The sequence below is a fragment of the Brevibacterium limosum genome (assembly GCF_011617705.1).
In the GTDB taxonomy this organism is placed as follows: domain Bacteria; phylum Actinomycetota; class Actinomycetes; order Actinomycetales; family Brevibacteriaceae; genus Brevibacterium; species Brevibacterium limosum.
The window spans coordinates 1557349-1569987 of record NZ_CP050154.1; the positions used below are offsets into that span (position 1 = coordinate 1557349).

General features: G+C 60.3%; 9 protein-coding genes and 1 pseudogene. 7 read left to right on the plus strand and 3 right to left on the minus strand.

Annotated elements, in window-relative coordinates; genetic code table 11:
- Nucleotides 1–43: 43 nt before the first annotated feature.
- Nucleotides 44–787, plus strand: a complete 744-nt coding sequence (locus GUY37_RS07025; RefSeq protein ID WP_166823840.1) for a DUF6308 family protein — start codon at nt 44–46, stop codon at nt 785–787.
- 341 nt (nt 788–1128) lie between these two features.
- On the opposite strand, the gene GUY37_RS07030 is transcribed toward GUY37_RS07025, so the two are convergent.
- A complete protein-coding gene (locus tag GUY37_RS07030; protein WP_062244175.1) occupies nt 1129–2070 on the minus strand; it encodes a GlxA family transcriptional regulator in 942 nt (313 codons plus the stop codon).
- Nucleotides 2071–2177: 107 nt separating this feature from the next.
- On the opposite strand from GUY37_RS07030, the gene GUY37_RS07035 reads away from it, so the two are divergent.
- A complete protein-coding gene (locus GUY37_RS07035) occupies nt 2178–2489 on the plus strand; it encodes a putative quinol monooxygenase (RefSeq protein ID WP_062861908.1) in 312 nt (103 codons plus the stop codon).
- A gap of 630 nt (nt 2490–3119) precedes the next feature.
- A pseudogene (locus tag GUY37_RS07040) lies at nt 3120–4446 on the plus strand (ISL3 family transposase).
- A 103-nt stretch (nt 4447–4549) separates the two neighbouring features.
- Here the strand turns inward: GUY37_RS07040 and GUY37_RS07045 are convergent.
- Nucleotides 4550–6889, minus strand: coding sequence for a DUF262 domain-containing protein (locus GUY37_RS07045; RefSeq protein WP_166823843.1), 2340 nt, complete (start codon nt 6887–6889; stop codon nt 4550–4552).
- A 238-nt stretch (nt 6890–7127) separates the two neighbouring features.
- Complete coding sequence (locus GUY37_RS07050) at nt 7128–7823, minus strand: aspartate/glutamate racemase family protein (protein ID WP_166823846.1); 696 nt, start codon at nt 7821–7823, stop codon at nt 7128–7130.
- Between the two features lie 110 nt (nt 7824–7933).
- Here GUY37_RS07050 and GUY37_RS07055 point away from each other — a divergent pair, with 110 nt between their 5' ends.
- The 4 genes from GUY37_RS07055 (at nt 7934) to dctP (ending at nt 12488) form a co-directional block, all read left to right on the plus strand.
- Complete coding sequence (locus GUY37_RS07055) at nt 7934–8965, plus strand: LysR family transcriptional regulator (RefSeq protein WP_166823849.1); 1032 nt, start codon at nt 7934–7936, stop codon at nt 8963–8965.
- Nucleotides 8962–9468, plus strand: a complete 507-nt coding sequence (locus GUY37_RS07060; protein WP_166823852.1) for a TRAP transporter small permease — start codon at nt 8962–8964, stop codon at nt 9466–9468. Before GUY37_RS07055 ends, GUY37_RS07060 begins: the two co-directional genes overlap by 4 nt.
- Complete coding sequence (locus GUY37_RS07065) at nt 9465–11069, plus strand: TRAP transporter large permease (RefSeq protein WP_166823854.1); 1605 nt, start codon at nt 9465–9467, stop codon at nt 11067–11069. Before GUY37_RS07060 ends, GUY37_RS07065 begins: the two co-directional genes overlap by 4 nt.
- Before the next feature lie 141 nt (nt 11070–11210).
- Nucleotides 11211–12488, plus strand: a complete 1278-nt coding sequence (dctP, locus tag GUY37_RS07070) for a TRAP transporter substrate-binding protein DctP (RefSeq protein WP_166823857.1) — start codon at nt 11211–11213, stop codon at nt 12486–12488.
- Nucleotides 12489–12639: the final 151 nt, after the last annotated feature.

Below are 12639 nucleotides of genomic sequence, written 5' to 3' on the forward strand. Positions count from 1 at the left end.
CGCTTCGGATTCGATCGCGCCCCTGAGCAAGGTGAGTAAGTGAATGGTTGGCGTCGGAATTATATTTCCTACGGTCAGCGTAGATGCTATAGATTTTGCCAAGAGGCAGTGTCTGCTCGTTCTCAAGGACGATCGGACTCCGGAACGTGTCCGTCAATATTACGATGCCAAGACCAATTACGCTGGTGCTACGTTTGCTGGGCTTGAGCCAAATGCCTCGGACGAGATCACCGCAACCGACTTGCTAGCAGTAACAACGCTGTCAGTGGACATTCCGGTACTTGCAGTTCGACGTATTCTTGAAGATGAAGCCATCCAAAACGAACTTCGTGAAAAGCTGGAGTCTCTACCCAGTTGTACGCTTGAAAATACAGTTGAGCGGGACTTTCCGGCCATGGAAGAATTTTATGACCTGGTCAAGTCGTTGCTGGTCAAGGCAGACACCAAGAGTTCGAATGCATGGGTGACAGCTAGCAAGATCACTGCACGAAAGCGGCCGGCCTTGTTTCCCGTGCGAGACAACGTCGTGTGCAAATTGCTGGGAATCAATCGCCTTGGTGATCGTGCGAAAGACTGGGTCGTGTTCCGCGAGTTGATGCGGGATGAGGAAATACGTGCGGTTCTGAGTTCCACAGTGTCCAAGGCAGAGGCTGTGAAAGATGAGCGGACAGTTAAGTTCGACTTGGAACCGCTGAGGCAATTAGACGTAGCCCTCTGGACAGCCGAATCAAAATGGCTCTTCCCAGATGAGGGTGTAGGTCGGCCGGGCGCGTCGGTCCGCAGATAGACGTCGAGATCTCCCGACGACGGAGGTTCCTACGCCATCCATCCGAAAGACCTCGACGTGTCCGACGCTACCCCGCCGGCCGGCTTCGGCCGCCCTGAACTGACCGCCTTCGCGTCTTATCCCAATCGACTCTGATCGGGTCTGCTGATCCTCTCGACGAGAACGCAGCGACATCACAGCCAGCCAACCCCGACCGTTCGGGAAGCCGGGACACGTCACATGGCCTGTGCTGCGGGCGTGTCGAGTGGGTCGTCCAGGGTCGACGCAGGAGCGGCTACGCGACGTGCTGAGAGGTGGTTCCAGTCGAGCACTAGCACACCGGCTACAGGCATGGCGATAGGTCAGGAACGGCGTCGCTCCCTACGCAGGAGGGAGCGCAGAGTCTCGGCGTTCGCGTAGCCGACCCGTAGCGCGATCTCGGCGGAGGTGAGGTCCGTGGTTGCTGAGAGGTGTCGAGCTCGTTCGATGCGAAGCCGTTGGACGAAGCCGAGCGGAGTGAGGTTGAGCGCCGCACGGACTCGTCGTTCGAGTGTGCGCCGGCTGGTGCCGAGCGACTGCGCGACGAAGGCGACGTTGAACGGTTCGTCCAGGCGGGCGCGCACGAAGCGTTCGAACTCGACGACGATCGGGTCCTCGTGCCGGAGATGTTCGTAGGCGACGAAGGCCGCCTGCGACGGGCGCTCGTCGATGATGAGGAGCTTGGCGACGTGTTGGGCCAGGTCGGGGCTGATCGATCGCACGAGTGAGAGCGCGAGGTCGATGTGGGCGAACGCGGCGCCGGCGGTGACGAGGTTCCCGTCGACCACGACCATGGTGTCGAGATCGAGGGCGACGGTCGGATAGCGCTTCAGGAACTCCGGCCCCAGGAACCAGCTGGTCGTCGCCCGCCGATGATGCATCCGTCCGGTCTCGGCAACAGCGAACACGCCGGTGCATGCCGCGGCGATCCGGGTGGTCGCCTCGTCGAGGCGCCCGAGCGAGGCGATGACCGAACGAGCATCTCGGCTCTGGAGGGCGTCGTTGGTAGCGGCGGCCGTAAGGGTTCCAAGCGCAGGGACGACGACCACGTCGAACTCTGCGGACTCCGACAGTGGGTGGTCCACCGACAGGGTCATCGATGCCGTCGTGGTCACTCGCCGTTTCGGTCCGAGGATGGCGAGTTCGATCGGGTCGATCCGCGGGTCGACATCGCCGCGGGCTCCGTCGGCCACCCGCACGATGTCGATGATCGACGCGATAGCCGAACCGAAGCAGCCGTCAATCGCGATCAGTCCAATACGCATGACGTAAACAATAGCAATACTGCCGTATACGCCACTACCCACCGGCCCTCGCTCGTCATAAGCTGAACTCGTTATACGAAGAACCACGACTTCAAGGAGAGTCCCTCATGTCAACACCCGCATCACTTCCGTATGCCTTCGTCGCCAAGATCGTCGCGGCCGATGGACAGCACGACGCGGTCGCCGATCTGCTCGCCGGCGCTGTCGCACTCGCCAACGAAGAAGTAGGAACGATTGTCTGGTTCGCGGTCAGGACCGACGCCGACACCTTCTGGATCTTCGATGCATTCCCCGACGAGGCCGCTCGCGACGCCCACGCCAACGGCGCCATCGTCGCAGCCCTGATGGCCAACCAGCACCTCCTCAGCGCAGCACCCGAGATCCTGGCTGCAGACGTCCTCGCGTCCAAGCTCCCGTAGTCCGCCAACGCACGAGACGATCGCGCCCCGCCGAGCCCGTCGCCAGGTCGCGACGCAACGCCATGCTGCGTTGCCGAGCGGTGTGAGGCCTATCGGCACACGGACAGGATGGCGGCCGTGAGCGCTCAGCCGGCTAGGGGTCCGTCGCAGAGGAGAGCGACGTCGGTGGCGGGCAGAGCCGTGAGGCCAGCGCATCGCTCGACCACCAGAACAGAAAAGCCCCGGCCCTGCGTTTCCGCAGGTCAGGGGCTTTTCGCCGGAGCCGCCTGTCGGAATCGAACCGGCGACCTAATCACGTCGGCTTTGCGTCTATCGCTTGATGCGTCCCCTGGGCGAACGAGCCGCTGACCTGCGCAAACGCCGAGAATGGGGGACGCTGCCATCCGGTGGTGACCGACGAGGACCGACCAGTACCGATCGTTTCACCGGAGCTTGCGGCAGCGTCGAAGCCGAGCAAGCTCCATTCCTTTAGCTCACCGCGCCCTCCTCCTCGCCGGTCCCGTCGTCGAAGACGTTTCAGGGGTCTTCTCAGATGACGGTGTAGGTCGGCCGGGCACGTCGGTCCGCAGATAGACGTCGAGGTCTCCCGACGACGGAGGTTCCTACGCCATCCATCCGAAAGACCTCGACGTGTCCGACGCTACCCCGCCGGCCGGCTTCGGCCGCCCTGAACAGACCGCCTTCGCTCGACTCGACGGCCTCGGTCAGAGCGTGACCGGGCAACGACTTGAACCGGACCGTGCGGCCCTCGCGTGCCGCGTGGTGGAACCAGATCAGTGGTGCCGACGGTGCGGCAGCGAAGGCGCTGCTCGTGACACCGTGATCCGGCGGTTGGCCCACGAGCCGCTGGTCTGGCGACCGACCGTGCTGGCAGTTGTAGTGCGCCGCTACCGCTGTGCCGACTGCGGACATGTGTGGCGCCAAGACACCAGCGCCGCGGCGGAGCGACGCGCGAAGCTCTCGCGCACCGGGCTGCGGTGGGCGCTGGAAGGGAGCGTGGTCGCACACCTCACCGTCGCCCGTGTCGTCGAGGGACTCGGGGTCGCGTGGGACACCGCCACCAACGCGGTCCCGGCTGAAGGCAAGCGGCTGCTGATCAACGACCCCACGCGGTTTGAGGGCGTGAAGGTCATTGGCGTCGATGAGCACGTCTGGCGCCACACCAGGCGTGGCGACAAGTACGTCACCGTGATCATCAACCTCACCCCGGTCCGCGATGGCGCCGGCCCAGCAAGGCTGCTGGACATGGTCGAGGGCCGGTCGAAGGCGGCGTTCAAGACCTGGCTCGCCGACCGCGACGACGCCTTCCGTGACGCGGTCGAGGTGGTCGCGATGGACGGCTTCACCCGGTTCAAGACCGCCGCTGAAGAGGAGATCCCGGACGCGGTCACGGTGATGGATCCCTTCCACGTCGTACGCCTGGCCGGTGACGCCCTCGACAGGTGCCGGCGCCGGGTCCAACTCGCGATCCACGGGCACCGTGGGTTCAGGGACGACCCGCTCTACAAGTCGCGGCGCACGCTGCACACCGGCGCGGACCTGCTCACCGACAAGCAGAGCGACAGGCTACGCGCGCTGTTCGTTGATGACGCTCACGTCGAGGTCGAGGCGGCCTGGGGTGTCTACTAGCGCATGATCGCCGCCTATCGCCACGAGGACCGGCAACGTGGCCGCGAGCTCATGGAGAAGCTGATCACCGACCTCAGCGCCGGCGTCCCCAAGGTGCTCACCGAGCTCACCACCCTGGGCCGGACCCTGAAGTAGGCGAGCCGCTGGCGTGCTCGCCTACTTCGAACGACCCGGCACCAGCAACGGGCCGACCGAGGCCCTCAACGGACGGCTCGAACACCTGCGCGGCTCCGCGCTCGGGTTCCGCAACCTGACCAACTACATCGCCCGAAGCCTGCTCGAGACCGGCGGCTTCAGACCCCAACTCCTACACCCCCGATTGGGATGAGCCAGGAACCATCGAGTACAGCACGTTTCGACGACCACTAAATACCGCGCGCTACAACGCAGATATTGTGATTCCTAGACTTTGGGCGGGGCTAGTTGGAAACCTATCCCGAATAATCGGTCAATAGCGTTTGAGGATCCGACACCTCAAAGTCGTTCTCCCCGCTGCGGCGAACCCAGAGTCCATTGGCAGCTGTCAAGCGCAATTCAGTGGTGCCGCCTGAAGAATTATTGTTGGAAGGAAGTTGAGCAGTTAAAATTTCTGAGTCTTCAGGGTCAACTCCGAAGAGAACCCGGTCACCCTGTCGCATCCGCTTAGTTACCAATTCAGAGAGCGCTCCGCTAAGGCTTGGTGCAAGTCGGTTCACGGCCTCGTCGAGAAATTCCCGTACTGGGCCGGATGAATATTCCGAATTGATGGGATCGGAAGTAGAGTTTCCGTGGAAATGCCACCTCTGGACAGACTGTGCGAGTCCAGATTCATCAAACTTGATGCCATCTTCGAGCAAAGCAGCTTGACGACGGTCCACCGGCATGCCACCAAGTATCCTATGTTCATCGAGGCTCCCGTTGGCCTCCAATATCTTCCAGGCCAATGGAATGTTCTCCACAGACAACAAGAGAGTGAGGTCGGAAATCGTGGTGCTACAAGCCTCAGCCAAATCACCAATTGTGACCCACCGTGCGGACGGAATTTGCGATAAAGCTTCGTTGACTGGCAACCTATTTAAAGAAGTAGATTCTGATGTCTTCTGTTCAAGTGGAGGGATCCATAGTTTAGCAACTAGTTCGCTGATCTGAGTTCCACGTTTAACTATTTCATTCCGCGTCCAGTGTTTTTCGATTGCAATTGATTTATTTAATTCAATATTACTCTTCTCAATGAGGAGTTTTTTCTTATCTTTAAAGGGTCTATTGCTGAGATGTGAATTGTATCCAGACAGCGTTAAATTTGCGAGCGTATGCACATATGTCGCATGCACAGCTTCCGGGGAGCTGAATGTTCCCAGATCGGTAGAGAGTTCAGTTATCCATTCTTGGGTCAAGTTCTGCGGCATGACGTGCTCAATAGTGGTTTTTTTCAGGCTCGCGGGTTCGTTTCCTGCTAGCTCTTCTTCCAGCCAGGAAAGAAGAGTCTTTCTCTGTCTGGCGGTACCGGATCTGTAGAAATTCACCGAGGTAACAGCTTCTGATACTGTTTCGTCGTTCGCGTAGTCTTTGTTGTCCCTTGAAAGATAATCTCGGAGGGAATGCTCTACGTTTTTGAAATCTATGGAGCTGTAGGCTCGCATAAGAATGCGTGATAAGGCGTTGTGAGGTGCTCTTACTAGCAATCGTCGTACGAGGAATGATTCAAGAACGGAAAGCGCGGAGGATGCTTGCGAGCTAGTTACATTTCCTTGTTGGCGTTGGCTCAATATTCCTAGAACGAGCGGATCGATTGATTCAATTCCAAAGTCGACAAGTCGCTGCAGGGCGCGCTGCAGCGATGGGTCAGTTTCTTTTCTCGGGTGACGCATTATCTCGAGAAGCTTAGAGAGGTCATTGAAGTACTTAACCTCCTCTCGCAGTTCTTCTGCGCTAAATGAATCCATTCTTTGGGATTGTTTTTTGAAAGTGTCGTCTTTTTTGACTTCGGTATTAACCCAGGTGTGTTCTAGCCAGAAGAGGTGCGCAAGATCAGCACGTGAAAGACGATCTTGCATGGGGCGCCAGTACTGATCGTAAGTGGCTTCTGAAAGATTTTTAAGCCGGGAGAAGAAGAAATTGCGGAGTAGGTCGCCCTGCGTGAGTTTTAGGCCGGTATTATTAAGAGATTCGAAGATGCTGTAAACGTTGTCGCCAGCCTCGGCCACAATTGTTACGAATCTCAATCCATTTAGCGTGGCATCTTGTATTTGATCGAGATGTGATTTGTTTAGATTCCCTACAGCCTTAAGCAGTTCGGATCTGAAATACTTATATGCCTCTATAAGGTTGCTAGTTTCGGAGGTGCTTGGGTTTCCGTCAATTATTTCGACGAAAATCTCCCGGTCGGCCTGTGTCGGCCAAAGGCGAAATCTTTCAGGGTGGGTGGTCTTATGCCTGTGGACTAGAACGTTTTCTTCGATCTCTGCAGCGTCACTGGCATCAGGGAAGTTTTCTTTATATACATCCCTCATTGCTGCCAGTAGCATGGTGAGTGTTGTAAGACGCTGTTGTCCGTCAACTACTAAATAGGTGCGATCGCTTGGCATCTGGTGTCCACTATCAAGGACTAACGTGCCAAGGAAGTGTTCAGCTGTCGGGTCCGTCGATTTGGATTCTGCTAGGTCCTTGATATCTTCCCAGAGCTTTTCGAACTGGGCTCTCTTCCAGTCGTAGGTTCTCTGATAGAGAGGAATCTCGTATCTTGTGGCACTGCTTCCGAGAACTCCCTGCAGTATGTCTTTGAGAACTTGCACGCTCGACCTCTTCGTTGCTGGTGGAAAGCTTGAGTTGCTCATTGGAGCACTTGGAGGTAAGTCTAGCTCGTGAGAGATCGTTTGGAGTGTCTCATAGCTTTGCTGGCAAGCGGTTAAGAGGGAGGTTGTTGGTTGCGCGCGGGATGTATTCGGTTCGATAGGCGACGGCGGTGGACCGGTGCCGATCGTCCTGTTTGGCAATAACATCCGATCCCAGGCGCGCTCGACGTGGCTCTTGTTATTCGTCAGCAATCATCCACTCGACGATCGCAGCCACGTGAGCGTCTACGGAGTCGATGGCGGGCAGGGGAGCGGTCTCCGGTGGGACTAGCAGGCCGATCTCCGTGCACGACAGGGCCACAGCGTCAGCGCCACGAGCCTTGAGGTCGTTCATGATTTCGACGTAGCGGGCTCGGGAGGCATCGGTAAACTTCCCTTGGGTGAGTTCATCCCAGATGATCTGATCGACCTCGAGGCACGTTGCCTCATCCGGTACCACAGTCTTGATGCCCTGTGCTTCGAGCCGGCCGGTGTAGAAGTCTTCGAGCATCGTCCATCGGGTGCCCAAAACCGCCAGCGTCGAAAAGCCCTGGCGCTTCGCCATAGTCGCGATCGAATCGACCATGTGAATGAGAGGCGCATCGACTGAGGCCACGATCGCCGGGGCGCACTTATGCATGAGATTGGTGGCAATCGCGACAGCTTCGGCGCCGCCATCGACTAAACGCTGCGCCGTCGCCGTCAGGGATGCGTCATTACCTGCCCAATCGTTGGCCTCCTGCAGCTCCCGGATGTCCGCGAAGTCGCACGAGTCGAGGAGGATCTGCGCGGAATGATGACCGCCGAGCTGCTTGGCCACTGCATCGTTGACCTTCGTGTAGTACTCGATGCTCGAATGCCAGCTCATTCCACCCAGCAGACCGATCCTGCGCATACTCCCACTCCTCAAATCAGCACTTAAGTCACGACGATTACTTCCAGTGTGGTGCGCATCATCCACCTCCGGTAGACCCAGATCGCTCTGCTCTGACATAAGCTGGACTTATGGCTAAGGTCTTCGAACAGGCTCTCGACCTCGGCGAGCCCAAACGCCTCCTGATCTTCGGCGCCATCGCCGAGGCAGGCAGCATCGGTGCCGCAGCCCGCGAACTCGGCTGGTCCCAACCAGCACTGTCCCAACACATGAATGCGCTGGAAAAGGACCTCGACGTCACCCTCTTCGATCGCACCCCACGCGGCATCCGACTCACCACTGCCGGCCAACTCGCCCGCATCCGCGCCAACGAGGTGGCCACCTCGGTGACGGGACTGCGCAACGACCTTGCGAAAGCCTTCGGCCTCGGCGGACGCAATGTCCGCCTCGCCGGATTCCCCAGCTTCGTCATCGGTCCACTGGCCGCAGCACTCGGCAGACTCGAAGCAAACGCGGGCACACAGGCTGACTCACCGCTTCACCACTCCTACGAAGTCTCCGAGGCCGAACCGCCCGAAGCACTGCGGATGCTCGACGACGGTGCCATCGACATTGCCTTCCTCTTTCATCACGAAGACGAAGCCCCGCCCGAGCTGGCCGGACACATGACGGTTGACCTCGGCGCCGATCACCTCGACTTGCTCGTGCCCGAACGCTGGAACCGTGCCGGGCAGATCCAGCACCTCAACGATGTTGCCGAACTGCCGTGGATCATGGGATGCGTGCGGTGCCGATCTACTGCCGAACGCCTCTGCCGCACCGCTGGTTTCGAGCCCCGGACCCGGCACATCACCGATAACCCGGGCGCCATCCAGTCCCTCGTCTCCAATGGGCTCGGCGTCGCGCTGCTGCCTCGCAGCGCCCGCCGCTATTCCCAAATCCCCGGTATCGACCCCATCGCCCTCGCCGAGGCCGGCGCGCGTCGAGTCACTGCGATGATCCCCGACGGGCTGGCAGACGCCTCCGAAGTCGTCGACCTGATCGATGCGTTGCGAGCTTCCGACGTCACCGGCGGTGGGGCAGGCGCGGATGGCATCGTCCCAGCCGTAAACAGTGCAGGCGCCACCGGCACCTTGACCGACGACTACAGTGACTCCCGATGAGCACGTTCACCAAAGTCCTCGACAAATGGCTGACGGTCACCACGGCTACGGCGATCATCGTGATGATGCTCCACATCGTCACCCACGCCTTGGCCAGGTCGATCTTCCACGCCCCGCTCTACGGCACCAACGAGATCGTCGAATACTGGTACCTGCCCATTGTGGCCCTCCTAGGCATCCCCGCTGCTCAGCTGCAGAAGGAACACATCACCGTCACCATGGCCATCGAGAGGGCGAAACCTGCCACTGCCGCAGTGTTCACGGTCTTCGCCTGCCTCCTCGGCGCGCTCGTCTCGATCGCCTTCGCATGGTTCGGGCTGACGAAGGCGCTGGAGTACACGGCGATCGGTTCGACCGCTGACGTCTCCGCCGTCATCACCTGGCCCGTGTATTACCTCGTCCCGATTGTGTTCGTGCTCCTCGCGGTGCTCTATGTCCTTGACGCCGTCGCCATCCTTCGACGCAGCAACACACACGGCCACAAAGCAGGGGAGGAGCAGTGAACGCGAACACCGACTTCACCGGCGCACCCTTGCCGCCGGAAGATGCGAACACCGCGAATATCATCGGCACGACCACCCAGAAACCCACCACGGCTCTCTTCCCGAATGGCTCCCGCCGCGAACGCCCCGGCGCCCTGGCCTTGACCGTCGGGTTCGGACTTGTCGCCGTCTGCCTCATCGGCCTCTTCACCAGCCCAAGTGCCGCCATCGGGGGAGCCTGGTGCATCGGGATGATGCTCGTCCTCCTCTTCCTCTCTGTCCCAGTGGCCATTGCACTTTCCGTGCCGTCGATCATCGGCGTCTACGCCGTATCCGGCATCCCGGCGACGATGAACATCCTCTCCACCGCACCGTTCAGCGCCGTCTCGGACTGGTCGATGAGCGTGCTTCCCATGTTCATCTTCATGGGCATGCTGCTCACTCAATCCGGTCTCTCCGGCAAGGTCTACCGCGTCGCCGACCACTGGTTCAGCTGGCTGCCCGGAGGGATCGGCATCGGCACCACCTTCGCCGGTGCAGGACTGTCGGCTGTGACCGGCTCGACCATCGGTATGACCTACGCCCTCGGCCGAGCCGGCATCCCCGAAATGCTCAAAGCCGGCTACGACCGCCGCATGGCCGTCGGCACGATCATGGTCTCCGGCATGACCGGCAATCTCATCCCACCTTCGATCCTCATGGTCGTCTACGCCGGCATCGCCTCCGTCCCCGTCGGTCCCGCGCTCATGGCCGGAGCCGTCCCCGGAATCCTGCTCGCGGTGTGCTTCGGCGCCTTCATCTTCGCCATCGGCGTCGCCTCACCGAAACTCGTCGGCCGCGGCCAGAACGCCCAGAACACAACAGACACAGCAGATACACCAAGCTCCACCCGCCCCACGACCACCTGGCGCGACCGCCTCACCTCCCTGACCGGCGTCTGGGGCTTCGCGATCATCCTCGTCGTGCTCTTCGGCGGCATGTTCTCAGGCATCTTCACCCCCACCGAGGCAGGAGCCGCCGCCGCGCTCTGCTCACTCCTGCTGTGCGTGTGGGAGAAACGGGGCGAACAACCGTGGCGGAAGGTCGCGGATTCGGCCATGGATACGGTGGCGGCCACCTCGGCGATCTTCTTCATCATGATCGGCGCGACCATGCTCACCAGTCTGCTCGCCATCACCGGACTCGCCCCCATCCTCACCAGCTTCATCACGGACCTCGGACTGTCGCGGATCGGATTCCTGCTCGTCCTCATCGTCCTCTACATCGTCATGGGCATGTTCTTCGACACCCTGTCGATGATGCTGCTGACCATCCCGATCCTCCTGCCCACCCTCGAAACGATGGGGGTGAGCTCGCTGTGGTTCGGAGTCTTCGTCGTCCTCCTCGGCGAGTTCGCCATGGTCACCCCGCCGGTGGGAATCATCCCCTACATCGTCCACTCGATCGCGAAGAACCCCGAGGTCAACCTCGGTGTCACGGTCACGCTGCGCGATATCTTCACCTCCCTGTTGTGGTTCCTGCCCGTCGTCGTCATCTTCCTCATCCTCATGGTCACGGTGCCCGGAATGACCGAATGGCTGCCCGACCTCATCAGCCGCACCAGCGGGGGAATGTCCGGATAACCCTCGCCGAGGCGGCCCTGCCCAACCGTGCACTGCACCGTTTGGGTGGCTGCCGCAGGGTGTGAGCGGACTCATGGTTAGGGTGACCTCATTCAGGCATAAGATTGGAGGGAATTCTCAGCCTTCGCTCAAAGGAGTCCCATGAAGCGCATCCGCACGGCAACACGCCCCGCCAAGGCCATTGCGGCGGTCGCATCGCTGGCACTATTGGCCGGTTGCGCCGGATCTGTCGGCGGCGACGGGTCAGGTTCGGGGGACTCCGCGGGAGAGGGCTTCGCCCATGACGCCTCCCAGGACGAGATCGATGAGGCTCTGGCCGACCTTGACCCGGTGACGATCAAATTCCAGCCCTCGGCGATGTCGGAGAAGTCGATCCTCGCGCCGAACGGACTCGATGTGAAGGAGGCGATCGAGGAACGCTCGGGCGGCAAGATCACCGTCGACATCGTATGGGGCCAGGCGATCGCCAGCTACGCCGACGTCGATGACGCTCTGGCTGATGGGCGAGTCGACCTCGCGTTCACCCTGCCGTCGTACACCCCGGCCGAGTACCCGGCCTTCGACGCGATCGGCACGGCCATGTCGACGCTGCCGTCCTCGCCGGTGGCCAGTGATCTGGCGGCGAACGCTGCTGGGGTCCAGGCGGCGTGGGAGACGCCCGAGGTGCTTGAGGAGTTCGAGAAGAAGAACCTCGTTCCACTCATTCCGATGCTCGCCGCGGGTGGGTATTCGACGATGTGTTCGAAGCCGATGACCTCGCTCGATGACTGGAAGGGCAAGCAGGTGCGCGTCGGTTCGGCCGCGGCGGGCAAGCAGGTGACCGATCTGGGTGCGACTCCGGTGTCGCTGTCGTTCCCGGAGACCTATGAGGCGCTGCAGCGCGGAACCGTTGATTGCGATCTCGGTCAGTTGGCACCGAACGTGGAGGCTGGCACTTTTGAGGTGGCCCCGAATATCGGTGTGGCCTCGGACGCGGGAATTGCTCGGTCGGCCGGTGCGATCACCGCGGGCAAGAAGTATTCGGAGCTGCCGGTCGCCTACCAGCAGGTCATCTTCGATTCGATGTCGACGACGTTTAGCACGATGATGGAGGTCGTCATCGGAGCCAAGGCTCAGGCCGTTGAGCAGGCGAAGGACAACGACGGTTCAGTTAAGCCGTTTGATGATGACGTGCAGAAACAGCTGGCGAAGTACGCGAAGACCCTGTCGGACAAGACCGCTGAAAAGGCGGACGTCACCGATGCACCGAAGACACTGAACGATGCTGGAACTCAGTGGGCGAAGTCCGTGTCCGAACTCGGCTATGACGACAAGGGCGACTTCGCCTCACTCGACGAGTGGTATCCGGAGGACGCGAACTACGACAAGCTTGGCGACGAGCTGTTCCAGAAGGTCATGAGCGAACACCGGCCGGAGTGAGTGAGGGAGTGCTCAGAGGACGGTGATGTTTGACTCGCTTAGTCCGGCCATCGAGGGCTGAATGTCCTTGCTTTCGAGTGGGGGTTAAATCGGTGTGGTAAACAAATCACCAATAACACGGACAGGAGCGTCCCGCAGGTAGAAGTGGGCT

Excerpts from the sequence above, each read along its gene's own strand:
- GUY37_RS07025 (WP_166823840.1), top strand. The coding sequence starts at position 44 with ATGGTTGGCGTCGGAATTATATTTCCTACGGTCAGCGTAGATGCTATA.
- GUY37_RS07030 (WP_062244175.1), bottom strand. The coding sequence starts at position 2,070 with ATGCGTATTGGACTGATCGCGATTGACGGCTGCTTCGGTTCGGCTATC.
- GUY37_RS07035 (WP_062861908.1), top strand. The coding sequence starts at position 2,178 with ATGTCAACACCCGCATCACTTCCGTATGCCTTCGTCGCCAAGATCGTC.
- GUY37_RS07050 (WP_166823846.1), bottom strand. The coding sequence starts at position 7,823 with ATGCGCAGGATCGGTCTGCTGGGTGGAATGAGCTGGCATTCGAGCATC.
- GUY37_RS07055 (WP_166823849.1), top strand. The coding sequence starts at position 7,934 with ATGGCTAAGGTCTTCGAACAGGCTCTCGACCTCGGCGAGCCCAAACGC.
- GUY37_RS07060 (WP_166823852.1), top strand. The coding sequence starts at position 8,962 with ATGAGCACGTTCACCAAAGTCCTCGACAAATGGCTGACGGTCACCACG.
- dctP (WP_166823857.1), top strand. The coding sequence starts at position 11,211 with ATGAAGCGCATCCGCACGGCAACACGCCCCGCCAAGGCCATTGCGGCG.